This is a genomic window from Nitrosomonas communis, from assembly GCF_001007935.1.
Classification (GTDB): Bacteria; Pseudomonadota; Gammaproteobacteria; order Burkholderiales; family Nitrosomonadaceae; genus Nitrosomonas; species Nitrosomonas communis.
In genome coordinates this window covers 1,545,840-1,569,890 of the sequence record NZ_CP011451.1, presented here as the reverse complement: position 1 = coordinate 1,569,890, position 24,051 = coordinate 1,545,840, and the positions used below count along the sequence as shown (strand labels likewise).

The following is a 24,051-nucleotide window of genomic DNA, read 5'->3' as shown; positions in this document are numbered from 1 at the left end:
CACGTTGATACTGGAGGGAGATATGGAGAAAAAAACTGTCAGGGACTTCTTAAGCACGTTATCGGCACCGAAATCTCAGTGGGACGACACAGTTACCATACGAGGCAATGCGTTAAATATAAATGATGTCGTACGGGTTGCGCGCTGCAACACAAAAGTGCAATTAACTGACGATGAGGAAGTTCTGCGGCGCATCAATGCCTCACATGATTACATCGTGAACGCTACCAATGCTTGTCAACCTATTAATGGGGTTGTATCAAAAACCTGTAAGCCGATCTACGGTGTGACAACCGGCTTTGGGGGAATGGCCCATACCCATGTCTCGCCTGAAGATGCCAGCGATCTGCAACAAAACTTGATCTGGTTCATGAAGTCAGAGGCGGGCAGGCGATTACCCAGAAGTGATGTTCGTGCTGCCATGCTGATTCGTGCTAATAATCATATGCTCGGTTTCTCTGGTTTACGGCTTGAGTTGGTGCAGCGGATGGTGAGATTTTTAAATACGAATGTCACTCCCCATCTGCGCGAGTTTGGCTCTATTGGCGTGAGCGGCGACCTTGCTCCACTTGCCAGCATCACTGGTGCGCTGATCGGATTGGATGAAAGTTTTGTTGTCGATTTTGCTGGGGAAGAAATCGATTCTATATCAGCACTCAAGAGGCTTGGTCTGCCACGCCTAAATCTGCTTCCCAAAGAAGGGTTAGCTATGATCAACGGTACCTGTGTGATGACTGGTATTGCTGCTCAATGCGTGTACGATGCCCAGCTATTGCTGAAGATGACCATGGGTACCCACGCGCTTTTCATCCAGGGCTTAAACGGATCCAATCAACCGTTTCATCCATTTATTCATACTCATAAGCCTCACCCCGGTCAAAGGTGGGTAGCTAACTCCATGCTTGAATTATTGAAAGGGTCGAAGTTGATTCGCGATGAATTGGAGGGGCGCCTTGAATATAGAATTGGCGAACTAGTCCAGGACCGCTATTCGGTCCGTTGTCTGCCTCAGTATATGGGACCACTTGTGGAGGGAATGGACAATATTGCCCAACAGGTCACCACCGAAATAAACTCCGCAAGTGATAACCCCCTAATTGATCCGGATAAGGGCATGGACTATCATGGTGGCAATTTTCTGGGGCAATATATTGGCGTAGCGATGGACCAGTTGCGTTACTATTTAGGATTGATGGCAAAGCATCTCGACGTTCAGATTGCCTTGCTCGTTACGCCTGAATTTAGTAATGGCTTGCCTCCTTGCCTGATCGGCAATACTCAACGTACGGTTAATATGGGACTTAAGGGCTTACAGATCAGTGGTAACTCGATCATGCCTTTACTGACGTTTTATGGTCATCCACTTATCGATAGATTTCCAACCCATGCCGAGCAATTTAATCAAAACATCAGTAGTCTCGGCCATGGTTCAGCCCATCTCGCTCGCCAATCCATCGAGGCTTTCCAGCAGTATATGGCTATTGCATTAATGTTTGGTATCCAAGCCGTTGATTTACGCACTTACATTGTCGCTGGGCACTATGATGCCCGTTCCTGCCTTGCGCCAGCCTCATTAGCCCTTTATGAAGCAGTACGTAAAGTAGTTGAACGACCGCCATCCTCAGAGAAGCCATACATTAGAAATGACAATGAGCAGTCGCTTGATGAACACATACAACGTATTGCTGCTGATATTGCAGTTGGAGGGCGGATTCCACAGGCAGTGGCTGAATCCCTTTGTGATAGCCATGAAAGGTCATGAAGGGATCTACCAATGAATTTGTGGATGACACCCTTTATCAAGCAGTGATAGAGGATGATTTGCAATTTAATTCATTTTTTCTGTCTTAACTACCATGTCTACAATTATCATTGTCGGTGGCGGCCCCGCGGGGTTAATGGCTGCGGAGGTTTTAAGTCAAGCAGGCTTAGAAGTTCACCTTTATGATGCAATGCCTTCGGTCGGGCGCAAATTTTTATTGGCAGGAATAGGTGGTTTGAATCTGACTCATGCTGAACCTTTTAACGACTTTGTTTTGCGTTACGGCAGTAGACAGCCAGAGATAGAATCGTTACTGCATCATTTTACGCCACAAATGGTAAGGGACTGGGCTCGTGATTTGGGTATTGAAACTTTTATGGGTTCATCCCGACGCGTATTTCCGCTAGAAATGAAAGCTGCTCCTCTATTAAGAGCCTGGTTACGCCGTTTGCGATCTGCTGGTGTAACTTTTCATACCCGCCACCGTTGGTGCGGTTGGGAGGCAAATCATGCATTGAAGTTTTCAACGTCTGACGGTGAAAAATCAGTTCATGCTGATGCTGTGGTTTTAGCATTAGGCGGGGGTAGTTGGGCAAAATTAGGCTCTGACGGAGCATGGGTGTCATTATTGGCGGAACAAGGTGTGGTGATCGCTCCGTTACAGCCTGCCAATTGCGGTTTTGATATACTGTGGAGTGAGTATTTTCGTGGTCGTTTTGCCGCGCAACCGTTGAAATCGGTGACACTATCTTTTACGGATACTACCGGGAAAAGTTATCAAAAACTGGGAGAATTAATGATCACCGCTACTGGTGTAGAAGGTAGTTTAATTTATGCTTTATCCGCGCCGTTACGTGACACGATTAATGCTTGTGGCTCAGTGACTGTTTATCTTGATCTTGCCCCTGACAAGGGCTTGCCCCGTTTGATTAAAGAATTAGCAAAACCGCGCGGCTCCAAGTCTATGGCTAATCATTTGCGTAGTCGGATTGGGATTGAGGGAGCGAAAGCAGGACTGTTACGAGAATATTTGTCTGCTACAGAGTTTGCTAATCCAGAGCTACTGGCTGCTGCAATTAAGGCTGTGCCGATGAAATTAATGGCTACCCGCCCGATAGATGAAGCGATTAGTACCGCAGGCGGAGTTTGTTTTGAATCGCTGGATGCTCAATTAATGTTAAAAACTATGTCGGGTGTGTTTTGCGCAGGAGAAATGCTTGACTGGGAAGCTCCAACCGGTGGTTATTTGCTCACCGCTGCTTTGGCCAGTGGCCGTGCAGCAGGATTGGGCGCTTTAACCTGGTTGCAAACTGGAAAAAACTTTCATTAGTCAAATTTGAGACCTGCCTCTAGTGAATGACATTGAAGAAATTATCCAAGCATTAGTTGAGTTTCGTGATGAACGGGATTGGGCGCAATTTCATAACCCGAAAGATCTTGCCTTGGCGCTGAATATTGAGGCTGGCGAGCTTCTGGAGGCATTTCTTTGGAAACCTTCTGAGCAAGCCGGTATCGACAAAGTGAAGGAAGAGCTTGCCGATGTTTTGGCGTTTGCTTTTCTACTGGCTGAAAAATACGATTTTAATGTTAAACAAATTATGCTGGAGAAGATAGAAAAGAACGCACTGAAGTACCCTGTTGGCAAATCCAAAGGGGTCGCAAAAAAATACACGGATTTATAGACGTTGTGCGTTCCAGCTCAATGGTCATTTTGCTGCTAACCGCCATAATGAGGTGAGTTCTGCTGCACGAGCAGCGTGCAGCGGATCACTGGTATCCGCGACACGTTTATGGTATGGCTTGACATCTGATTTACTCAGAACCCTAAGGCCCGCCGCGTCAATAGCAGCAAGTAATTCAGCACGAGTGCGCAACCCAAGGTGTTCGGCAAAATCAGAAAGGATCAGCCAGCCCTCGCCTTCAGATGCGAGATGCAGGCTGAGTCCATGTAAAAACCCCCACAACATTCGACTACCCGGGTCGAATATCGCATGCTCAAGCGATGAGCTGGGCCGCGCGGGAATCCATGGTGGATTGCACACGATCAGCGAGGCTTGTCCTTCTGGAAAGAGGTTGGTTTGCACCAGATCAACTTGGGTTGCTATACCCAGGTGGGTGAAATTCTCGTGCGCGCAGTTAATGGCACGTGCATCCAGATCGGTCGCAACGATGTGCTGAAAGCCTCGGCGCGCCAGCACGGCGGCCAGTATGCCTGTTCCAGTGCCGATATCGAACGCAACAGACTGTGCCGTGACTTGCCTGGGTAGAGGAGTCTTCATAACCAAATCCACATACTCGCTTCGGATGGGTGCGAATACACCGTAATGCGGGTGAATACGGCCACCTAATGCTGGCAACGCTATACCCTTTTTACGCCACTCAAAGGCCCCGATCAATCCCTGTAATTCACAAAGTGATGCGATATAAGCTTCTGTCCGCGGACCATATGCTTCAAGACACTGCAAGCGTACATCGGGCGCGCGGCGTAAAGGAATGCTGTGATCTGCATTGAAAGGAATCAGTAGGCTGCCCAAAATGCGGGCACGTTGGGATTGAGCCTGGCGGTACTGATGGAATAGTTCGGTAGGTGACGAGGTTGTTTTGTGTGCGAGCCGCTTTTTATCTATTCGCCTTGCCAATGCCTGCAGTAATTGGCGAGCGTTTTGGAAGTCTCCCTTCCACAGTAGTGCTGTTCCTTCGCAGACCAAGCGGTAAGCCGCATCTGCAGTCATGCGGTCATCGATCATCCGCACAAGCCTGGGCGCAGGCATTCCTTTTTCTGAATACCAGCGAGCTGATCGTTCAATACCAGCTTCCTTCCAGCTAATGGCAGAATAACCGCTCATGGTGATAGACGAATTAGTCGCGACTGGGTAGGAGCGGTGAAGCAATAGTCATATAAGTGCATGGCGAAATACAGAGATCAGCAAGTAACATGGAAAAGTCCGATGGTGTGGCCTTTAGCCTTGTTCCACTGGTGAATGGCCTCGGGAGTGGGGAAGAGATCAACTCTGACTCTCTCTTTCTGGAAATACTCTGATGCCTCTTTAGAGAGCGTTACATTGCCATCGTGGCCTGAGCCAATGATAAGCCGTTCAGCTCCCTTCTCGAATATGTGCTCAGCTTCTTCGAGCGAGATGATATGAGATGTGCCGAACACTGCCTTGGATAATTTTTTCTTTCTCTTCTTGATCTCACCTGAAAGCCTGATGAGAACATCGTGCTCGATATCAGCCCTATCAATAGTGATGGAGCCAAATTTGGTACCGTCAATTCTAGGATTCATGAGGGTGCTCCTGAGGGATGCTCCGTTATTCTATGGGCGGCGTTGTGCAACGATATTGCTACACGTTTCGATCATAGGTGATGTCCGGATCCAGCATTCGTTTCCATAGTCTTCGAGCCTTTTGTATCTCGCCAGCACTGCACTGTTGCCTCCTCTCAAGCGAGCGGAGAGGCTCGGCTCGACGAGATACTAAATAATTACTGCTTTTAATATAGCACACTAATGGAGATGATTTTCGACAGTCGGGGTTCGATCTGTCGCGCGCACGAATGGCGGCCTTGGAGCTGAAGCTTGGTTTTCTCTTTCTGGCACGTTAAAGGCATTGGTGAGTAGCGATACCAACTCAAACCAGCCGGTTGATCTGACTGGGTACTGTCATTGGAAATGTTACATGGACTGGATTCCCTAAACGCTATATCGAAACAGTTTCCTTCGCCTACCAATGCTGCAAATCAACCACTTGATTAGTCCACGCGTAATGCATTGTTTTCTACCGTCAAAAAATACAAGCTTGTGGATTCCATATTTGCATGATGACCAAGGATGGGGAGAATAATGGAGCAAAGAGGGAAAAACTAAGCTAATTTGTGAGATTTTTAACCTATTTCCCTCAGTTGAATCCATAAGGCGATTTCCGAGAGTAAACATCCCCATCAAGCAGGCCGAATCAGAATGTCCCATCTAGGCAAAAGCGGGTTGCGCTCCCATCTGGCTTCGATTTCCCGCATGGCTTTCCTGGATAGAGAAACGCCTTTCTGGTAGAGCCTACGGCTCAATTTTACCACTGGGTGGCTACCTTTCCAGGTCATGCTTTTCGCCCATGCCAGCATGGTTGCGGTATCCACCAGTTGGGCTCCATTCCAATGCTGTTCCAAAATTCCCCAACATCGTTCGATGGGATGATACTTGCTGTGGTATGGCGGATAGTACAGCAGTTGGATGATTTTGCCGGTCGTATCGGTGAACTCCACCATGCGCTTGAGGAACTGGGTACGCACCCCGCTGCTTTTCGGGCCATTGTCCACTTTGAGTTGGACGTGTGTCATCACGGCCTGCTTTTCCCTGGGGATAGCCTGCCACCAGTCCTCCAAGCCATCCACGATGAAGTCACTGGTCTTGAAGGAGCTTCCAAACGTCAGATGCAACTGCCCACTATCCTCTTCCACGATCCCAAACGGAACCTGCTTTTCCTGGCAGCCCATATCGTGATCGGCGGCTTGGGTGTCACCGCGCGTTTTCCCACCCCGTGAGTATTCCCCGATCTTCACAGTGGCCTTGCTGTCAATGCTCAGGCGCATGACCTGCCCAATTTCCACACACTCTGGGTCCGCTATGGGTTTCCCGTCCTTGTCCGCGATATTGGCAAAGATGGCATCCGTTTCCGGGAGTTTTTTTGGGGTTTGGCCTTGACCACCTTGCGTAGGCGGTAGCCATTCCGGTTCAGCACCTCCGCCATCGTGCTGGGCGATGTAGGCAATCCTCCGGAAAACCTTGGGCGCGTAATCGATCCAACGCCGCCGCCACGGTCAGCCGGGTATACGATAGCGCCGTACGGAAAGTCGGGTCTTGCTGACAGTGCGATTCCGCCAATGCCCAGAGGGCCTGCGCCACATCTGGGTGCTTCTCCTCCCAGAGGCGGTTTCCGCAGTACGCTGCTTGCGCCCCCAGGCAAATCACGCCCGTGCGCTGTTCATTCAGCCCGAGTTCGACCGTGTCGCGATCCCAGCCAAACACCCGCTCCGCCTGGGGGGATTACCCCGGCAATATTTCAACGTCATCGCTGCCTGAAAGGACCAGCGTTCCGGTCCGAGCATTCTCGAACTGGCTAGTCCCAGGTCTTCGATCTGGGAAGTACTCAGGGGCACAACAGTCGGGGCGGAGACGGACAGCATAGTCAAGCTCAGTGTTTAAACAAGGGGGAACCCAATTCTACCTCAATGAGAATAGCCTCTTTCGGAAATCACCTTAGATAAAGCCAAAGTCACCATGGCTATAATTAAGATCGATGCGATTTAGGGACAGCTGTTCCCAGCTGAGCAGATCAGTTAGTCAAGTTGTTGGCGAAAGGTGTTTTTTGATCTAACGACCTTGAGTGAAGTTGTGCGCCAACGGAATCGAGGGTCGGTGTTGGGATTACATTTGAAGCCAATTAAGCAGAAAGATGAAGCAATGGTATGAGCGAACTCATAATTCGCAGGCAAATCGGATATTATTTGTCCAATTAACGGCAGATTGGCCCTGCCTGTACCGATTACTAACAACTTTTTGCTGCAGATCGACCACAAATTTTGCCGATTTCGGATGACTTTCTGGTCAGTTGACGATCAAACCGTTCCCCGCTACATTCAATTTTTATTAAAAAGGTATTTATTTTTCTTATACACACTGACTTGAGAAAATACTTCTATCTCATGGAAAGCACAACACTTAACACAGCCATATACTGTGGTTTTCGTTTTTTTATATTTTTATTTTCTTGGGAGTTGTTTGATGAATAAAACACGCATCCCCCTATGGCTCAAGTGGACTTACAGTCTGATGGTTCTCATTATTGTGCCTGTATACTGGCATGATCTGGGGCCTGCTAACTTCTTATGGTTTTCTGATATAGCGTTGATTGTAATGGTACCAGCACTGTGGTTGGAGAGTCGGTTTCTCGCAAGCACCATGGCGGTCGGGGTATTGTTGCTTGAACTTATGTGGGTAATGGATTTTATTGCAGGCGGTAACTTAACTCAGATTGCTGCTTATATGTTCAATTCGGAGACAGATTGGCACATCCGCATCCTTTCCGGCACTTTTCACCTGTTTCTACCACCCATATTGCTGTTGATGCTTTTGCGTTACGGTTATGACCGTCGTGCATTGCCAGCGCAGATTGCCCTCGCGGTGATTGTAGTGCCGGTTACTTATTTAGTGACAGATCCTTCGGAAAATATCAATTGGGTATATGGCCCGGCGCAGCGGCAAGATTGGATATCGCCTTTTTGGTATTTGGTGCTGCTTCTGTTTGCATTTGTGTTTTTGGTGTATTTGCCATCACACTGGGTATTTAAACGGTTCTTTCCCGTTCGGTAATTCTATCAAAGTAAATAAGCCGGTGTTACCCCAACACCATTCTCCGCGAGCACAAGCTCAACTTTTCCGCCTCTAACATTGACAACAGCATGCCTGACAACACATTCCGAATATCGCCTTTGGCTAAGCCTTGAATGACTTTATCGGCATAACTTGCTTTGCGCACAAGTAAACGCACATGCGTCAGATTTAACCGGTGCGTGCCGGGATGATACAACCCATATCGTAATATTGTCGCTGGAATTCATGCAATGATTGGCTGCACTGGTTCCTCGACTAAGGCTCAACCTGATCCGTTTTTCATCATATACATGCGCCGAATGCCAAGCTTGAATAGGAATGACGATGTGTTATCTTCCATGGTTTTGTGTGCGCATCAGCTGGGTGCGTGTGATCAATGCTTATGCAAGTGTTCGATATCGACATTGAGCATTGTCCGCATTGCGGTGGCCCTTCGAAATCATCACCATCCTGAAGAAAGCTGCGATCACCAAATTCTTGATTATCTCGGCTTGTCCTCTCGGGCGCCACCCAGAACACCTGCGCAGGTTCTTGATTCGTTCAAGCCTATCTGAATCGTAGCTCGGCTTTTTCAGATCAGTATTGCGATTGCGCTTTCCTCTATCTTCAGATAATGGGGATCAGGCTTCATAGCAGCTGTCTACCATACTGCGGTGCTCAGATGAAGCAGCATGGCTGGCTTGAATCTCATTTTCATGATTGATGTCCGGTTTTAATCTTGACAGTTGCATAGGCTAACTTTTGAGGTTTTAAGCATGTGGTGGTTTACGATGCCAAGGAACTACAGCGCTGTCTGTTGTCAGACAATATAGGTTAACTACATTCCTGATCTTCGTCATGCCCATGCAGGGCCGGCATTTTGTTGTTCCCTGCCGCCGTTCGCGGCAGTTGTGAAAAAAGTGCTATGTGCTGTTCTATCTTCCGGCATGCCACAGTTGGTCTTTTTAAGCCGGCCGGCGGATTTTTTTATAAGTACCCTGATGATCAGGTGAGCCGGACCATGAAAAAAATCTTCGCGTTGCCCTGGCTAAATATGGAAAGGACATTGAGTTGCTCTTTGCAGAATGATCTTTAAGATAGGAGAATACGATGGGCTTTAATTTTGAACAGTATGCCGGTGAAGGCAATATATTTATCAATGAAGTGGCTGAACTGACGGGTTTTTCCAGGGACAAGGCAGCCAGGATTACCCAAGTGGTGCTGCATGCCCTCCGCGATCGACTCCAGCCGGCTGATGCAGTAAGTCTGGGTCAGGCCCTGCCTGTGATCATCCGGGGCATCTATTATGACCAGCTCAATCTCTCTCAACTGCCCCAAACCGTAAGAGGCAAGGAGGCGTTTATCAATTTCATTCATAATAAGCTGTCGGAGAAGCGTGAATTCGACCGCAACGATATTCTGAAGGGGCTCCAAGCGGTAACCACCGTGTTGAAAGCACGCCTCTCCCCTGAATATTATGAAAGCATCATGCGCGAAATTAATGAAGAGATCCGTGAGCTTATAGACCAGCAGTGACCTGAAGCGTACGCGCTGATCCTTCTTTTCTATTATCTTTGCCCCCACTTTCTGGAGGGAAAGAACAGCTATTAAGTCAGAGTACTAATGAAAACAAAGGACAACAACGAGAGCATCCTACAAGACGTAGATGCATTGGTAGTCATCAAGGATCTGAAAGTCAAAGGGTTTCCCGATGAGATCAAAAGAGGTACGGGGGCAAGAACATCTGCCTGATCGATGATCCGGGGAAGATCGAGGGTAAGATGGAAGGCAGAATGATGATGCTGATGAAGATGGTATTCGTCAAGAAACGATAATACTGCTTTTTTTCTGCGTCCGGTATAGCCAACTGGTCTCTAAATTGAAGTAGAACTTGGGTGGGGAGGCCTGATAACAGGTACACCTGCTTTTTTACTTGCCATGTTATGTTGCTGAAGGACAGAATATACGATTACGGTACGATTGCGCAGCTTCGCGAAGGGAAACAAGCTATGGTGGATTTTGTCCACCCTCGGGAACTTATAGGGCTTTTTGAGAGTATGCGCTTGATAAAAAAGTGAACAAACGGCTAAAAAATGTCGAAATCAGAACTCGATAAAGAGATGGATGGATACATTGTAGCTCAGGGAGAATTAATGAGAACTTATTCTAAAAATGGAACGGTTAACAAATAGAAAAGAAGCGGCAGTTTTGCTGGCCGATAAACTATCAAAGTATAAGGGAGAAGATGGAATAGTAATGGCTATACCGAGAGGTGGCGTTCCAATTGCAGCCGTCATTTCTGAAGAGCTGAATATGCCTTTGGAATGATTGATGATTAAGAAAATCGGTTACCCGTTGGATAAGGAATTTGCTATCAGAGCTGTAAGTCTTCAGGGTGCAATCATCGTTGAGGCTATTCCCGTTGCACCGGAATATGTGAAAAGCGAAACGGAAAAAATCAGGCAAAAGCTGGGAGAGCGCTATAAGAATATACAAACAGCGGAAATCCCTTAGAGGTTGAAAATAAAACAGTAATTATTGTCGACGATGGCATTGTAACCGGTAATACTATCATTACTGCTATTAATATCATGCGTCAGAAAAAGGCAGGAAAAATAATTGTTGCTGCGCCAGTCGTAACGCCTAAAACCGCAGAAAAATTGGTGCTCTTGCAGATGATTTTGTATGCCTGCTTGTTCCTGCTAGTTTTTTTGGTGTTGGACAGTTTTATGAAGATTTCAACGAAGTTAACGATGAGGAAGTAAAAGAGCTAATGCAGGAGAAAAAAGAATAATATGGCGACTCCTTTTCTGTACTATCCGCTGGGTAACTCCAGACACCTAGACCCTTTATTTGAAGCTATCGGCGATGCTCAGTTTGTATTGCTCGGTGAAGCTTCACACGGCACACACGAATATTATACCTGGCGCACGGCGATAACGAAAAGATTGATCGAAGAAAAAAATTTTCGCTTTATCGGCGCCGAGGGTGACTGGCCTGACTGCTATAAAATACATCGCTTCATTAAAGGATATGAAAATTCAGGTACAACCATCAGAGATGTGCTGATGGGATTTCGTCGCTGGCCGACTTGGATGTGGGCCAACTGGGAAATCGCGGCATTGGCAGAATGGCTGCAGGGCTACAACCAGCTCAAACCGGAGAAAAATAAAATAGGTTTCTATGGACTGGATGTCTATTCGCTATGGGAATCGTTGAATACCATAGTCGATTATCTCGAGCAGCATGATGGTGTGGCAATAGAAGCGGCCCGGAAAGCTTTTCGATGCTTTGAGCGCTATTATGAAAAACCGCAAGAATATGCACGTGCTACGGTATTAGTGTCCGATAATTGCCGTGACGAAGTAGTAAATATGCTAAGACGGCTTCGTGAAAAATCAGAGCTTTTTGAAAACGATGCGGAAGCAGAATTCAATATGGAGCAGAATGCCCTGGTCGCTGTCAATGCCGAAAAATATTACCGCGCTATGATACGCGGAGGAGCGAATTCCTGGAATGTGCGCGACCAGCATATGGTGGAAACGCTCGATAGGCTTACTAAGCGTCATGATAATGCGAAATCAGTTGTATGGGAACATAATACCCACGTCGGCGATGCTCGTTATACTGATATGAAGAGAGATGGGATGTTTAATGTTGGACAGCTGGTTCGCGAAAACTATGGCAGAAACAATACCTTCATCGTCGGATTTGGCTCTTATAGTGGTTCCGTTATCGCCGGCAGATCATGGAACGCTCCCATGCAGATAATGAATGTACCAGAAGCAAGAAAGAATAGCTGGGAAACAAAGCTGCATAAAATCAGTCCTGAGGATAAACTGATATTATCGAGTGATTTGGAAGAAGATCCTGAAACCCAGAAATGGATTGATCATCGAGCCATCGGAGTAGTCTATCATCCAGAATTCGAAGCGTATGGCAATTATGTCCCTTCTTTAATCCCTGAACGCTATGATGCCTTCATTTTTATCGACAGAACAACAGCACTTCATCCGCTTCATTTGAGGCCCGATCTCAAAGAAACACCTGGCTTATATCCATGGAATTTTTAAGTCCTTTTTCTCACTTACTTTTTATTTCCTTAGATACGATAAGGAAGCACTCGAGCGAGTGTCTCTTTTTGAAAAGATGTTATCTGGTTACGGATTAATAAAAATACAGCAATTGGATGAGTTTATTATTATTGAATATATCTCAGCAAATAAAATTTAACAAGCGGAGGCTAGGCCTTATTAATTTTTACATAACGTGAGTTCGAGATAAGGATTACGTTATCACATCTGGAAGAGCTTGAGGGAGTCTGATATTAAGCGAGGGTTTCTTCTCGCGAAAGGTATAAGCCACCAATCCGGCTATCAGATTAACAAAGAAGTTAAATACGCTGCGATGACGGGAATGCTCGATTTGCGAGATATTCTTCAATTGGTCATTGACGGTTTCAATGATTGAGCATTTACCTAATAAGAGTTTGTTAAATAACGGCAATAATAAAGCGAGCTTTGGGTAGCGTACCATCAGATGAGCGAAGCCCAACATGTAGAAGCGTCATTAAACTACAAAATTTCCTGATCTCACTACCTTTTAGCAATAAGATCGGGAGAAGATGTTTTATATTGCTACAAGGCCTATCTGGCCGGACCTTGCTACTTATCAAAACTCCTCGCCCCAGTGTACCTGAGATACCCAGCCCCAAACAGTCACCACATGCTTTTCGGCACGACCTCCAAAAGCTTATTCAAATTCTCCGCCGCCTGGAAAACATGTTTCAGCCACTAGATGCCAAGGATAGACCCAAGCCACACACAGCAAGATTACACAATGGATCATATACAGAAAAGTTGGGCGCACTCGGCTCGTCCACGGATCAGCAGAATTGGCCTCAGCCAGAATGACAAACAAGCTCGTCTGCATTTTCTGCAATGCTTGCTGCCCTTCGGCCTGTAGCAGCGCGAGTTTAGCCTTTTCTCGCTCAGCCGGATCGGGAGTCAATCGGTCGAGCAGACGACTGGCAGCTTTGATGAGTCCTGGCGCTAGAGTAGCTAGAATTGGAATCATACTGTACCCTCCACAAACTCTGCCATTCGGTTCATTCGGCCAGCGGCAGAGACCGATTGCTCCGGGTCATTGGTTATTAATCGATCGAGGTTTCGCAGACGTGCCGCGAGCACTTTGCTGTAGAGTTTACTTTGATCGGTAACTGCCAGTGCAGCTCGGGTCTTTGGCCCAATCACCCCATCGGTAGCTATACCGAATGCTTCTTGTAACAGCCTCACTGCCTTTTGTGGCCGGGGATGCACACTGTACTATCAATCAGAAGGGCTTACGCCGGATGCGTGATTGCATCAAAACCCGGCTCTACAATGTATCGATGGTGATAAATTTCCCGCGCCTCAGCTTCAGTGAATGCTCTACCGCTTCATCTCTTTATCGCTACCCGACCGAGGTGGCGCCATCTTCAAAATGTTTGGGCCGTGATGCCGTACTTGGTAGGGTCACCACGATTAGCCGGGTGATGGATAAAGCTACCTTCATGGCGAATGATGTCATAGATGATGGATTCAACCATTATTACCCTCCATATAATTTGATTTTCAAAAGTGCACCTGCAATCAGCGCTAATACAAAACCTGTGGTGATGATCTTGATTACCGTCCGCCAAGCGGTACGCTTGGCGGTATTGAAGACATCGAGCAGGCCATGCAGCTCACGGATGTCGTGGGCAGCGTATTGCCTTCCAGGCCGACATGGCCAACACGCGCTTGGCATCGCGTGTGGCAGCCTGCTCGAGCAACTGTTCGAACTCATCTTGTGGCATGCCGATCATGCCATTGTGTAGAGTAGGTAGATTCATTTGCATGCACCAGAAATAAAAAGGCCGCCAAAAGCAGGGTAGGGGTGGATGAAACATGATGAGAAGCTAATGCGGTGTTACGCAAAAATGAATTTCAGTGCGCCCGCCGGGAAATTCGGTGCCGGATCGCCCGCCACGGTATTTCTGGCCGTATCAAGATTGGCCCCTGCCAATAATGTGCCACCAGCAGACGCGTCATAGATCCCTGCGCCCATCACATTCTCCCAATCTGCGTTAGGCATACCAAAAACTATAGCTGATGATGCATTAGAGAACTCGCCATTGCCGTTAGGGGGCGCATCCCAGGTAGCATCATTGGGCGCTTGCCCTCGCTTAAAGGCTTATCCTACACAACCCAGGTAATACATATTTGCCGCAGTTGATGACTTCTCCCGAGAACTCTACGCGGTCATCTTGCTTGTGTTCGAACGGCATGCCCGGGATAACCCAATATAAGGACCTCTGCATAATCTGTTCTTCCTTTGTAAAAATTTGTAACAGACTGATTTAAATATGATGAACCGGACAGAAAAGCCTAAAAAAACAGTTATGCAGAGGTCTGAGTTCATGTGGCTTAGCATATTAACGGCGAACATTCGCTTGATTATCTTTTCTAAATTAATATTAGGTGAAAAGAGGAGCTTGAATGTTTTTCAAAAGGCTGAAGGCGTCTGGCTTAGAACAAAACTCTTATTTACTTGGATGTGGGAAGGGTGTAGGCGTACTGATCGATCCGCGTCGGGATATCGAGGAATATTTGGAATTGCCTGGAACAACAATCTCAGCATCAGCTATATTTTTGAAACGCACCGCCAAGAAGATTTCGAATTTGGCTCGCGATCGTTAGCACAGGCAACCGGTGCGCAGGTTATGACAGGTAAGCATGAATTATTCGGTGCATCCGATATCAGGCTAGACAATGGGCAGGAGCTCATGGTTGGCACTACGTGTTTTGTTGCATATGAGACACCTGGCCATACACCTGAAAGCATGATCTATGCAGTCTTCCCGAAAGATGTTGGAAGGAAATGCTGGGGCGTTTTTACTGGAGATACCCTTTTTGTTGGCGAAACTGTACGGATGGATCTCTCAGATCCAGAAAAAGGACGTGAGAACGCGGCAGCACTCTATGATGCCATCCACAAAAAGATAGCTCCTTTGGGGGATCAAGCGATAATTTTTCCCGCTCATGGAACTGGCTCAGCATCCGGTGGCAACATTTCAGATCGAGATGATTCCACAATAGGGTCTGTTGACGTTTTAAGATAAGTATTTCATAGATAAAAACAAACTCGTAATATTGGGGTTCCTACCCCACCAACAAAACGAGTTTGCGATGCCCCGAATGATGCTCAATGATGAGTACTGGTCGAAGCTGGAGAAGATTCTGCTTCAAGAATCGATTGATAACAAGCGCAATCTGCGCATGATAGTAGAAGGCATACTGTATCGAATGCGGGTTGGCTGTCCATGGCGCGATCTGCCCAGGGTGTTCGGCTGCTGGAATTCTATCTATAAAAGATTCAATGCATGGTCATTGAGCAGGAAATGGCTCAATATTTTCAAAGCATTGGCTGTTGATCCCGATTGGGAATGGAGATTTATGGATGGCAGTTATGTTAAAGCGCATCAACATAGTGCGGGAGCAGCGAGTCAAGAATCGCAGGCTATCGGGAAAAGCCGTGCAGGCAATACCACCAGGATCCATTTAGCGGTTGATGGTTATGGCTTGCCAGTTGAGTTTGAAATCACCGGTGGAGAAGTCAATGACTGTTCTGCCGCACCTGATTTGATTGCCAGGTTGCCTGACGCAAAAACAATCGTTGCGGACAAGGGCTATGACAGCGAATGGTTACGGGAACAGATAACGAAGAAGGGAGCTCAGGCTGTGATACCGGGAAAGCGCAACTCGTTGAAGGGTAATGCAGATATGGATTGGGGTTTATATCAATATCGGCATTTGGTGGAGAATGCTTTTGCCAGGCTAAAACAGTATCGGGCAATAGCAACGCGATACGACAAACTGAAGCGAAATTACGAGAGTATGGTAGCCATAGCGTGTGGATATCTGTGGCTACCTATGTGAAATGTCAACAGACCCTAGGTTTCGACTCATAAAATAGAGGGCATGCACGTCGGCCATTCTCTGGCGAGATTTGAATAAAGCTTGATACATTACCTTTTGGCAAACAGCGATGCATTTTCACAGCAGCTTTAATCGTAAGACTATGCACTTATGGGAACACTGGTAGGCGCAGGTCTATTGTTACTGAATTGAAGCATAAGCGGTATTCGATAAATACAGGCCAATGTCGTCCTTGTTGATGTAGCGCTCGTGTGCATAAGCAATCAGAAGCTGCTTAACCCAGCGTGATTCACTTGTTATGAGGATTGCTACCGTCGACCTTCTTCGATTGTTTCAATTGTTTGCTAAATCTCATAGCGCTACACTTTATCTCTCGGAATTCAGCTTCAGTGCTGCAATGGTAGAATCTCTGCAATGCCATTTCTAAATCAATACTGACTCTGTCGGCTTTATCTTGTCGTATTATTGATACTGTCTGGGCCTAGCCTTCGCATCATTTTTGAGTCGGAAATGGAATTAGACAGCGTAGCACTGGAACAGGTTTTGGCTATAGAGAAGACGAATTTCCTTTTAACGGGTACCTGATTTTTAGACTAAACGGAGAACTGAAATGAAAAAGATAGATGAATGGCTTAATAAATTTTTAGGAATTGGGAAAGGGGAGGATGTGGAGAGACTTTCTGGCAATAAAGACAGTTTCGACCGAACTCGTTCTATGGAAAGTTACAAAAAAAATATAAACCCGAATGCAATAAGAACTGAAATAAAAAAAATAGATGAATGGCTTAATAAATTTTTAGGGATTGGGAAGGGGAAGGATGTGGAGAGACTTGCTGACAATAAAAACAGTTTCGACCGAACTCGTTCTATGGAAAGTTACAAGAAAAATATAAACCCGAATGCAATAAGAACTGAAATAAAAAAAATAGATGCATGGCTTAATAAATTTTTAGGCATAGGGAAGGTAAAGGATGTGGAGAGACTTGCTGATAATAAAGACAGTTTCGACCGGACTCGTTCTATGAAAGATAACAAAGAATATATAAACCCGAATGCAATAAGAACTGAAACAAAAAAAATAAATGCATGGCTTAATAAATTTTTAGGAAGTGGGAAAGGGAAGGATGTGGAGAGAATTGTTGGCAATAAAGACAGTTTCGACCGAACTCATTCTATGGAAGATATCAAAGAATATATAAACCCGAATGCAATAAGAACTGAAATAAAAAAAATAGATGCATGGCTTAATAAATTTTTAGGTATAGGGAAGGGGGAGGATGTGGAAAGATTCGTATGTACTAAAGAAGGGTACGACTGGACAGGTCGATCGCTAAGTAGCTACCAAACATATATTGAGCCAAATGCAATAAAAGAAGGTGCGTCAATCATCATAGATCATAATAAAAAGACAATTAGATTTATGATGCCTAATTCGTAAAATTAAAACCACCGGCTGTTCAGGATTCGATAATTAAAAGGAATTAGGAAATAAAGATGGCTGGATTATCAACTATTAATACCAAAGGCAATATTTTAAAGCCTTCAAGCATGAGGCCGGAAGAAGTAGGGGGATAAAAACAAAACAGCCGATCGTAATCAGCTGGAGAGCAACGAGCTGCGCATCAAAGCATTGATTGAAGCCGGCAAGCTGCGCAGTCGTGAAAAGGCCCGCTATTATCACTCTCAGCTCGTTACTAAATACTTGTCAGATTCAAAAACCGAATTAATCTTTCTGTCACCTTATGCACCCAATCTGAATCTGATTGAGCGCTATTGGCAATTCTTCAAAAAAGAAATTCTGTATGGTAAGTGCTATCAAACTTTTGCCTTGTTCAAGCAGGCTTGCGATGGTTTCTTTGCTGCTTCCAACTGTTATTAGGAAGCGCTACGCTCCTTGTTGACCGATAATTTTCAGATTAACGATTGCGCTTGAGTGCCGAAATTTGAAGTGCGGCTAATATACCTGTTTTGTAGTTAGCAATAATCGCCGTTTTCTGTTCTTTGTATAGGACTGCAATTTCAAAAAAAGGCTTTGTATCTGTTTCTGCTATGTGGCTATATTTAAACCGTTTTTTTCCTTCTCAACTGATAATCTGCAAATTACTCTGATGTGGTTCCCTGTAACTGGACAACCTGAAAGAAAGTTCAGCTCTGATATGTATAGTTAAACAGGTTCAGGCAACCCGATCAATTCTTGGATCACTATAGTAGATTTCATCAGGCGTAAGACGGTCAAGGCTTTGATGAAATCGTTCTTGATTGTACCATTCAAACCATGTGGATAAATTCTGCTTTATCTCCTTCAGATTATTGAATTCTCTGGTGGGCACCTCTAAAAATTCAAGCTATAAAATGAGGCGCGTTAGGAGAAAGTAGTATTTTCTTGATTTGTCCAGGATAACACGTTGTTTCAAATGTATAATAATGAGATTATGCTCCCCGATATGAGTCCTCACCATGCAACTCGGTTTTTTTGACCTTGACAATCGATATGCTCAGCTAAGTAAGTTAAATGATCCGCTTGAAGAGCTGAATCGCATAATCGATTGGAATCTATTCGCTGATCTTCTTGCAGAGACAACGACGAAGCCCCGGAAAAGTGAAGCAGGCCGCAAACCCTTTGATCGGGTGATGCTATTCAAAATGCTGGTATTACAAAGAATGAATAATCTGTCGGATGATCGGCTGGAGTATCAAGTCCGGGACCGGTTGAGTTTCATGCGGTTTTTGGGACTTGGTCTGGCAGGGGTAGTGCCTGACGCAAAGACCATGTGGTCGTTCCGGGAAGAGTTGAAAGAGAACCATCTGATGGATCGTCTGTTTGCAAGATTCGATGAATGTTTACGAGAGTTGGAGGTAGAACTGAAGTCAGGTCAGATCATTGATGCGACCTTTGTGAGTGTGCCTAAACAACGCAATACACGTGAAGAAAACAAGATGATTAAAGAAGATGCCGTTCCGATTGAATGGGGACAGAATCCCCACAAACTGGCGCAAAAAGACATTGATGCGCGTTGGACGAAGAAGAACAGCGAATCATTTTATGGTTACAAAGATCACGTCAATATGGATCGCGATACCAAGCTGATAACCACATGGGAAGTTACTTCAGCGCAAATTCATGACAGTCAGGTTTTGGAAGAAGTGCTGCAATCCCCTGAAGTGGGAGGCGCAGATATTTATGCGGACTCAGCATACCGCAGCAATGCACAGGAAGAAAGTCTGGTCACCTCAAAATACACGAGTCAGATTCACGAAAAAGGCGCTCGCAATCATCCCCTCACGCAAGCACAAAAATCCAGTAACAAAGAGAAATCACGGGTGCGTGCACGAGTCGAGCATGTGTTTGGTTCGATGACGAATGAACTGGGCGGAATCACGATTCGTACCATAGGTTATGGGAGAGCAAAAGTACACATAGGCTTACTCAACCTCGTCTATAACATCAAGCGTGTAGCGACGCTGATTCGAAAAGGGTATTTCAGTTTCGATAGGGTTAGTGCGCCCGAAATGGCTTAAAGGGAGCAAAAACGAGAAGATAACAACCCGAATCACCTTGAATTTAGAAAAATTTAATTATTGGACAGAAAAACTTTGAGAATCAAGTGAAATTGCCCTCCTGGTTGAATTGATTTGCTTTTTTTAGGTATTTTTAGAGGTGCCCTGGTATATAAAAGCTCATACTTAACTGTCCGCCAAAGTCGTTCAACAAAAATGTTGTCATAGTAGCACCCCTTGCCATCCATGCTGATCTGAATATGATGATCTTTTAGTATGGAGGTAAATGCTTCGCTGGTAAACTGTACGCCCTGGTCGGTATTCATGATCTGTGGACAGCCATAATCCTGGATGGCTGCCTCCAGCGCCTGAGTACAAAAGTCAGTATCCAAGGTATTGGACAAGCGCCAGCTCAACACCTTACGCGAATGCCAGTCGATGATGGCAACCAGATAGCCAAAGCCTTTCTCCATGGGGACATAGGTTATGTCGGCAGCCCAAACCTGATTGGGTTTATTAATGACAAGTTCTCTAAGCAGATAAGGATAGACCTTATGCTGTTTGCTTGAGATGCTGGTCCTGGGTTTTGGAGCTATGCTGACAATACCGAGTGTCTTCATTAAGGAAGAGGCTTTCTTGCGCCCTAACATGATTCCCTGGCGCTGAAACCAGGTAGCATAACTGCGTGAGCCATATTGTGGCGTCTTTAAGTACTGTTCATCCATCATGCGCAGCAGAACCAGATCAGCATTACTGATTGGTTGCGGTTGATAATAATAAGTTGAGCGCGCCAGATCCAGCAGCTGACATTGACGAGTTTGACTAAGTTTGCCATGGGGCTCAATCATCTCTTTGCGTTCTACAAGACTTAATGATTGAGCTTTCTTGCTAAAAAATCGCGTTCTACCGCCAATTGACCAATAACCCGGTGCAGGTCATCTGTTGTAGGCTGCTCCTTATTGGCGGCAGTATTATTTTTACAAAACAGCTCGGCAGCTTGCTCAATGAGTTGCCGTTTCCAGCTATTGATCTGCGTGGGATGTACATTATAACGCGCTGCTAATTGGGGGACAGTTTCATCACCACGTATCGCTGCCAGCGCTAGTTTTGTTTTGAATTCGCTCGAATATTGTATGCGCTTTTTACTCATTGTTATTAAGCTCCTTTTTAATTCTGCCAGAGCTTAACAACCTGTACAGTTTTTGGGTACCACTTCACTCTTAAAACTTTAGTGCTGAGAAGAAATATGATGCGCGATGATAAGTATATCTTTCCTAAGCAATTTATGCACTGGAGATTCAGTACACCTATGCAGACGGGGAGCCTGCTAAAAAGCATCAAAAATGTGTTCTGAGGCGGTCGTTTAGAAAAACCTCCGAGCTTGCCCGGAGGTAAGGAGTAGGTTTATTAATCTTTATTCCTAAATTTAAACCTGGCACTTTTTCTAGCTGCTCCTTAATAACCATCTAATAAAATTCTCTCTTCTGTTCTATTAGCTGCTAAGTGGTGAAATGGTACGGCAACCGATTTTTTACCTATGCCGAGCATATCATTGACATCCATTATTCCATACATAGCTTTGCCGTTTGGACTTAATAACAAGTCATCAACCTTACCTACTTTCTTGCCATTTTTATCAATGACGTCTATATCAAAAAGCTTTTTAGCGTTTATATCATAATCTTCAATGCTACTGGTTACAAAGAGACTGTTTGTCTGGTGATTATGGCTGCTGGCATATTCCAATTTAAACTCAGGCATTTTTTCTAACTGTTGCTTAGAAAGATTAATCACAGCTTCTTTCTTTTCTTTGCGTATATCTATATCCTGAAATGGGACAGAGACCGATTTATTACCAACGCCGAGCAGGCCGCCAACTGATATGATGGCATAAGCAACTTTTTCTTTTGTGCTCAATATCAAGTCATCAATTTGACCAATCTTCTTGCCAGTCTGATCAACAACTTTCATATCCATAAAATTTTTGGCAGTGATATCATAGGTCACATCGTTGGAGCCCCATTCAACATTACCACTAATACCATAAGGCTGTTCAGCGTTACTCTTCGAATGACTGCCTTTTTCCCAATTCTGCATATTGCTAGTGTGTGCGGATACGCAAGTAAATAAAAAACTGAGACTGACTATGGATGCTATGTTGAAAAGAAATTTACTATGTCTCATGATTTAACTCCCTTGACTTTTTGATTAATTTATTGGCACATAATAGAACGGTTCGAGCTCTATTAATTTGGTGGAGTCTTTGAAGAATTGTGGTTAGCCATGTTAATTTTGCTGCTAATAACAATCTATAACCGCGTCGTTAACAAAAAAATAGCCCTATCACAAGCATGAGTATGGATTTCCTAGTGATATTTATGAGCCTCATTTTTAAAAGGAGAATTCATCCTAGCAAGAAGATCAGATAATTATCTGTACGAAAGCGTACATAAACCAGAAAAAGGGTTTTTATTTTGGCTATACCACTGCACCATATACCTTCATATCTATCAAGCTGTAGCGGATAAATACTGATATTCCAGAATTTTGGTGGGTATGACCTTATTAGGTAATGGATCGCAAATGGAGCGAGATCCAGATTCAAGAATTATTGCTCTTATTCTAATTCCTAACTGATGTTACGCACGCCGCCGAAAAAAAGCTTATCATTTTAGTCATGAAAAAAGAAAAACTTGAGCTATATACTGATTATCTGATGCTATATACTGATTATCTGATCAGCAACAACGGTTATTCGACAGCGACAGGCTTATCGGCAATGCTGGCTGGCGAAGTCAGTCATGACCAGGTGACGTGTTTTTTATCGGAGGAAGAATTACACCTCGAAAGATTTATGGCGGCAGGTTAAATCGACCGTGCGACAAGTTGAGCGTGAGGCTGGCTGTCTGATTTTTGATGACACGATTCAAGAGAAAGAATGGACGGATGAGAACGAGATCATGTGCTGGCATTATGATCATAGCAAAGGACGAGCGGTAAAAGGCATTAACGTGCTCAATGCCTGGTATCACAATGGCGAAGTATCAGTGCCGGTCGCCTTTAGAGTGATCCACAAACCGATCCAGTTCTGTGAGGTAACGACACGGCAAGTCAAGCGTGCCAGCGTGGCAACTCAAAAATGAACTGATGCGGGAGAGGCTAACTACCTGTGTGCTGAATGCGATAAAGTTCCGTTATGTCCTGATGGATAGCTGGTTTGTGTCGCAGGAAAACTTTGAATTTATTTTGAAGAAAAGGAAGCACTTTATTGCTGTGTTGAAGGACAATCGTCTGGTAGCGCTCAGCGAGGAAAACAAGAAACAAGGGCGCTTTGTACGGATCAGTGAACTGGACTTAGCGGATAAGCAAGCGGTGCGCGGCTGGCTGAAGGGCTTCGAACAGGAAGTGCTGTTAATATGGCGAGTCTTTACAAACAAAGACGGCAGCACCAGTTTGTTGAATCTGGTATGCAGTGATTTGACGTGCGATGGCGAATACCCCGCAACGATCTACCAGAAACGGTGGAAAGTTGAAGAATTTCATAAGTCTCTGAAATCCAATGCGGGATTGGCGAAATCGCCAACCCGTACGGTAACCACGCAGAACAACCCTGTTTTCATGGCCATCTATGCCGTGTTCAAGCTGGAATGCTTGAAGATCAAACACAAGGCCAATCATTTGCATTGCGAGCAAAACTTTTCATTAAAGCCAATCAGATAGCCTATGCTGAATTGCAAAAAATGAAGATCGCGTAACATCAGTTATGGCTTAATCAATTAAAAATGATTCAGATTGTATAGAATATGAAGAGCATATCGACGGTTTAGTTTTGTTATTTACTCAGTATTTTGCACAGCGCTTATTTGTATTAACATAGGACTATGAGAATATTTTTTGAATCATTCTTAACTGATCAGGTTATAGTAAGTACATTACACTTGATCGGGATTTAGTGAATTTATCAATTCTTCAAGGCGTAATCGGTGGTGCACGCGTAATACCCTGTGATCGCATGGGGCGTAACATCGCCTTTTTGTGTCGTATTTATGATAACGGATGGTCTGATCGGCCTCATGCTATTTCTATCGATGAAGAAACAGCGCTACTTATCGATACTCACGCTAGCGGTACAGTATGGGTGAAAGCAATGCATATTTTCTGCAAGCTCCTGCTGCACCAGAAGTCTGTCAAGCAGGAAGCCCGCTAACCTGTAAAGACATCAACGTGTATCGGATTAATGCTGTAGCAAGAGGCACTTACCATTTATGGGACTGGCATGGAATTGAGACAGGAAATATCTTGTTTCTGCAGTGGAGTGAGTGTTAACTTCGACTAAGATAATTTCTCACTATACTAGCAAATATGGTAGGTGCAAGTCGGCGCATGCCACGGTGGATTTTGGGGAGATGAATAGAGCCCAGACTGGCCCCCAGTAGAGGTGTAGTTGGCCGCTGCGGGGCGGGGCATGA

General features: G+C 45.2%; 30 protein-coding genes and 3 pseudogenes. 18 read left to right on the top strand and 15 right to left on the bottom strand.

The features are described from left to right. Window positions 1-22 precede the first annotated feature (22 nt). From AAW31_RS07190 to AAW31_RS07180, 3 genes are all read left to right on the top strand, one after another. Complete coding sequence (locus AAW31_RS07190) at window positions 23-1,762, top strand: HAL/PAL/TAL family ammonia-lyase (protein ID WP_046849712.1); 1,740 nt, start codon at window positions 23-25, stop codon at window positions 1,760-1,762. Window positions 1,763-1,856: 94 nt separating this feature from the next. Further along, window positions 1,857-3,092: a TIGR03862 family flavoprotein gene (locus AAW31_RS07185; protein WP_046849711.1), complete on the top strand. Its 1,236-nt coding sequence runs from the start codon at window positions 1,857-1,859 to the stop codon at window positions 3,090-3,092. A 22-nt stretch (window positions 3,093-3,114) separates the two neighbouring features. Next, the gene (locus AAW31_RS07180; protein WP_046849710.1) at window positions 3,115-3,444 is read left to right on the top strand and encodes a nucleotide pyrophosphohydrolase; all 330 of its coding nucleotides are present in this window, start codon (window positions 3,115-3,117) and stop codon (window positions 3,442-3,444) included. Between the two features lie 24 nt (window positions 3,445-3,468). On the opposite strand, the gene AAW31_RS07175 is transcribed toward AAW31_RS07180, so the two are convergent. The 3 genes from AAW31_RS07175 to AAW31_RS20515 all read right to left on the bottom strand — a co-directional run bounded on the left by AAW31_RS07175 (window position 3,469) and on the right by AAW31_RS20515 (window position 6,406). Then, window positions 3,469-4,608: a methyltransferase gene (locus AAW31_RS07175; protein ID WP_046849709.1), complete on the bottom strand. Its 1,140-nt coding sequence runs from the start codon at window positions 4,606-4,608 to the stop codon at window positions 3,469-3,471. A gap of 77 nt (window positions 4,609-4,685) precedes the next feature. Continuing rightward, window positions 4,686-5,048 (bottom strand): MTH938/NDUFAF3 family protein, encoded by a 363-nt coding sequence (locus AAW31_RS07170; protein ID WP_046849708.1) that lies wholly within the window; start codon window positions 5,046-5,048, stop codon window positions 4,686-4,688. Window positions 5,049-5,701: 653 nt separating this feature from the next. Beyond that, window positions 5,702-6,406, bottom strand: a complete 705-nt coding sequence (locus AAW31_RS20515) for an ISAzo13-like element transposase-related protein (protein WP_235264564.1) — start codon at window positions 6,404-6,406, stop codon at window positions 5,702-5,704. Between the two features lie 99 nt (window positions 6,407-6,505). Here AAW31_RS20515 and AAW31_RS21870 point away from each other — a divergent pair, with 99 nt between their 5' ends. Both AAW31_RS21870 and AAW31_RS07155 read left to right on the top strand, forming a co-directional pair. Further along, window positions 6,506-6,877, top strand: coding sequence for a hypothetical protein (locus AAW31_RS21870; protein ID WP_187426928.1), 372 nt, complete (start codon window positions 6,506-6,508; stop codon window positions 6,875-6,877). Between the two features lie 661 nt (window positions 6,878-7,538). Then, the gene (locus tag AAW31_RS07155) at window positions 7,539-8,126 is read left to right on the top strand and encodes a hypothetical protein (protein WP_046849707.1); all 588 of its coding nucleotides are present in this window, start codon (window positions 7,539-7,541) and stop codon (window positions 8,124-8,126) included. Window positions 8,127-8,151: 25 nt separating this feature from the next. Here AAW31_RS07155 and AAW31_RS07150 read toward each other — a convergent pair whose 3' ends face one another. Continuing rightward, complete coding sequence (locus AAW31_RS07150; RefSeq protein WP_046849706.1) at window positions 8,152-8,343, bottom strand: hypothetical protein; 192 nt, start codon at window positions 8,341-8,343, stop codon at window positions 8,152-8,154. 893 nt (window positions 8,344-9,236) lie between these two features. On the opposite strand from AAW31_RS07150, the gene AAW31_RS07140 reads away from it, so the two are divergent. The 6 genes from AAW31_RS07140 to AAW31_RS07125 all read left to right on the top strand — a co-directional run bounded on the left by AAW31_RS07140 (window position 9,237) and on the right by AAW31_RS07125 (window position 12,199). After that, a complete protein-coding gene (locus tag AAW31_RS07140) occupies window positions 9,237-9,662 on the top strand; it encodes a DUF2267 domain-containing protein (RefSeq protein ID WP_052752134.1) in 426 nt (141 codons plus the stop codon). An 87-nt stretch (window positions 9,663-9,749) separates the two neighbouring features. Next, window positions 9,750-9,878, top strand: coding sequence for a PhnA domain-containing protein (locus AAW31_RS23530; RefSeq protein WP_082110367.1), 129 nt, complete (start codon window positions 9,750-9,752; stop codon window positions 9,876-9,878). A gap of 420 nt (window positions 9,879-10,298) precedes the next feature. Further along, window positions 10,299-10,454 (top strand): phosphoribosyltransferase family protein, encoded by a 156-nt coding sequence (locus tag AAW31_RS19720; protein ID WP_082110366.1) that lies wholly within the window; start codon window positions 10,299-10,301, stop codon window positions 10,452-10,454. A 3-nt stretch (window positions 10,455-10,457) separates the two neighbouring features. Beyond that, a complete protein-coding gene (locus tag AAW31_RS07135; protein WP_046849704.1) occupies window positions 10,458-10,640 on the top strand; it encodes a hypothetical protein in 183 nt (60 codons plus the stop codon). Between the two features lie 20 nt (window positions 10,641-10,660). Beyond that, window positions 10,661-10,891 (top strand): phosphoribosyltransferase family protein, encoded by a 231-nt coding sequence (locus AAW31_RS19715; protein WP_082110365.1) that lies wholly within the window; start codon window positions 10,661-10,663, stop codon window positions 10,889-10,891. Window positions 10,892-10,921: 30 nt separating this feature from the next. Then, the gene (locus AAW31_RS07125; RefSeq protein WP_046849703.1) at window positions 10,922-12,199 is read left to right on the top strand and encodes an erythromycin esterase family protein; all 1,278 of its coding nucleotides are present in this window, start codon (window positions 10,922-10,924) and stop codon (window positions 12,197-12,199) included. Window positions 12,200-12,413: 214 nt separating this feature from the next. Here AAW31_RS07125 and AAW31_RS07120 read toward each other — a convergent pair. From AAW31_RS07120 to AAW31_RS23880, 7 genes and pseudogenes are all read right to left on the bottom strand, one after another. Next, window positions 12,414-12,623 (bottom strand): annotated as a pseudogene (locus tag AAW31_RS07120) (transposase); the annotation flags it as partial. Between the two features lie 255 nt (window positions 12,624-12,878). Then, the gene (locus AAW31_RS07115; RefSeq protein ID WP_200899744.1) at window positions 12,879-13,202 is read right to left on the bottom strand and encodes a 3TM-type holin; all 324 of its coding nucleotides are present in this window, start codon (window positions 13,200-13,202) and stop codon (window positions 12,879-12,881) included. Further along, on the bottom strand, window positions 13,199-13,420 hold the full coding sequence (locus tag AAW31_RS07110; RefSeq protein ID WP_158441431.1) for a putative peptidoglycan-binding domain-containing protein: 222 nt from the start codon (window positions 13,418-13,420) through the stop codon (window positions 13,199-13,201). Before AAW31_RS07110 ends, AAW31_RS07115 begins: the two co-directional genes overlap by 4 nt. Window positions 13,421-13,602: 182 nt before the next feature. Beyond that, window positions 13,603-13,713 (bottom strand): glycosyl hydrolase 108 family protein, encoded by a 111-nt coding sequence (locus AAW31_RS20510; RefSeq protein WP_144412871.1) that lies wholly within the window; start codon window positions 13,711-13,713, stop codon window positions 13,603-13,605. 2 nt (window positions 13,714-13,715) lie between these two features. Beyond that, entirely contained in the window at window positions 13,716-13,913 is a 198-nt protein-coding gene (locus tag AAW31_RS19710) for a DUF6127 family protein (protein ID WP_235264521.1), read from the bottom strand. After that, the gene (locus AAW31_RS22665) at window positions 13,852-14,055 is read right to left on the bottom strand and encodes a hypothetical protein (protein WP_235264588.1); all 204 of its coding nucleotides are present in this window, start codon (window positions 14,053-14,055) and stop codon (window positions 13,852-13,854) included. Before AAW31_RS22665 ends, AAW31_RS19710 begins: the two co-directional genes overlap by 62 nt. 20 nt (window positions 14,056-14,075) lie before the next feature. Next, a pseudogene (locus AAW31_RS23880) lies at window positions 14,076-14,318 on the bottom strand (phage tail fiber protein); the annotation flags it as partial. A 322-nt stretch (window positions 14,319-14,640) separates the two neighbouring features. On the opposite strand from AAW31_RS23880, the gene AAW31_RS07100 reads away from it, so the two are divergent. From AAW31_RS07100 to AAW31_RS07085, 4 genes are all read left to right on the top strand, one after another. Further along, complete coding sequence (locus tag AAW31_RS07100) at window positions 14,641-15,267, top strand: MBL fold metallo-hydrolase (RefSeq protein ID WP_144412870.1); 627 nt, start codon at window positions 14,641-14,643, stop codon at window positions 15,265-15,267. A 67-nt stretch (window positions 15,268-15,334) separates the two neighbouring features. Beyond that, complete coding sequence (locus AAW31_RS07095; RefSeq protein WP_082110364.1) at window positions 15,335-16,084, top strand: IS5 family transposase; 750 nt, start codon at window positions 15,335-15,337, stop codon at window positions 16,082-16,084. 610 nt (window positions 16,085-16,694) lie between these two features. Then, window positions 16,695-17,522 carry a hypothetical protein gene (locus AAW31_RS07090; protein ID WP_046849700.1) on the top strand — a complete coding sequence of 276 codons (828 nt, stop codon included), beginning with the start codon at window positions 16,695-16,697 and terminating at the stop codon, window positions 17,520-17,522. A 192-nt stretch (window positions 17,523-17,714) separates the two neighbouring features. Continuing rightward, window positions 17,715-17,963, top strand: coding sequence for a transposase (locus AAW31_RS07085; RefSeq protein ID WP_052752131.1), 249 nt, complete (start codon window positions 17,715-17,717; stop codon window positions 17,961-17,963). A 295-nt stretch (window positions 17,964-18,258) separates the two neighbouring features. On the opposite strand, the gene AAW31_RS19705 is transcribed toward AAW31_RS07085, so the two are convergent. Continuing rightward, the gene (locus tag AAW31_RS19705) at window positions 18,259-18,414 is read right to left on the bottom strand and encodes an integrase core domain-containing protein (protein ID WP_082110362.1); all 156 of its coding nucleotides are present in this window, start codon (window positions 18,412-18,414) and stop codon (window positions 18,259-18,261) included. Between the two features lie 127 nt (window positions 18,415-18,541). Between AAW31_RS19705 and AAW31_RS07080 the strand changes: the two genes are divergently transcribed. Then, window positions 18,542-19,603, top strand: coding sequence for an IS5 family transposase (locus AAW31_RS07080; protein WP_046849671.1), 1,062 nt, complete (start codon window positions 18,542-18,544; stop codon window positions 19,601-19,603). Between the two features lie 53 nt (window positions 19,604-19,656). On the opposite strand, the gene AAW31_RS07075 is transcribed toward AAW31_RS07080, so the two are convergent. The 3 genes from AAW31_RS07075 to AAW31_RS18865 all read right to left on the bottom strand — a co-directional run bounded on the left by AAW31_RS07075 (window position 19,657) and on the right by AAW31_RS18865 (window position 21,766). Next, window positions 19,657-20,430 carry an IS3 family transposase gene (locus AAW31_RS07075; RefSeq protein WP_082110361.1) on the bottom strand — a complete coding sequence of 258 codons (774 nt, stop codon included), beginning with the start codon at window positions 20,428-20,430 and terminating at the stop codon, window positions 19,657-19,659. Between the two features lie 20 nt (window positions 20,431-20,450). Beyond that, window positions 20,451-20,732: an IS3 family transposase gene (locus AAW31_RS07070; RefSeq protein ID WP_046849699.1), complete on the bottom strand. Its 282-nt coding sequence runs from the start codon at window positions 20,730-20,732 to the stop codon at window positions 20,451-20,453. A 305-nt stretch (window positions 20,733-21,037) separates the two neighbouring features. Then, the gene (locus AAW31_RS18865; protein ID WP_082110360.1) at window positions 21,038-21,766 is read right to left on the bottom strand and encodes a PRC-barrel domain-containing protein; all 729 of its coding nucleotides are present in this window, start codon (window positions 21,764-21,766) and stop codon (window positions 21,038-21,040) included. 493 nt (window positions 21,767-22,259) lie between these two features. Between AAW31_RS18865 and AAW31_RS19700 the strand changes: the two are divergent. Together AAW31_RS19700 and AAW31_RS07050 are read left to right on the top strand one after the other, a co-directional pair. After that, a pseudogene (locus AAW31_RS19700) lies at window positions 22,260-23,337 on the top strand (IS701 family transposase). 197 nt (window positions 23,338-23,534) lie between these two features. Then, window positions 23,535-23,789 (top strand): hypothetical protein, encoded by a 255-nt coding sequence (locus tag AAW31_RS07050; RefSeq protein ID WP_046849698.1) that lies wholly within the window; start codon window positions 23,535-23,537, stop codon window positions 23,787-23,789. Window positions 23,790-24,051 lie beyond the last annotated feature (262 nt).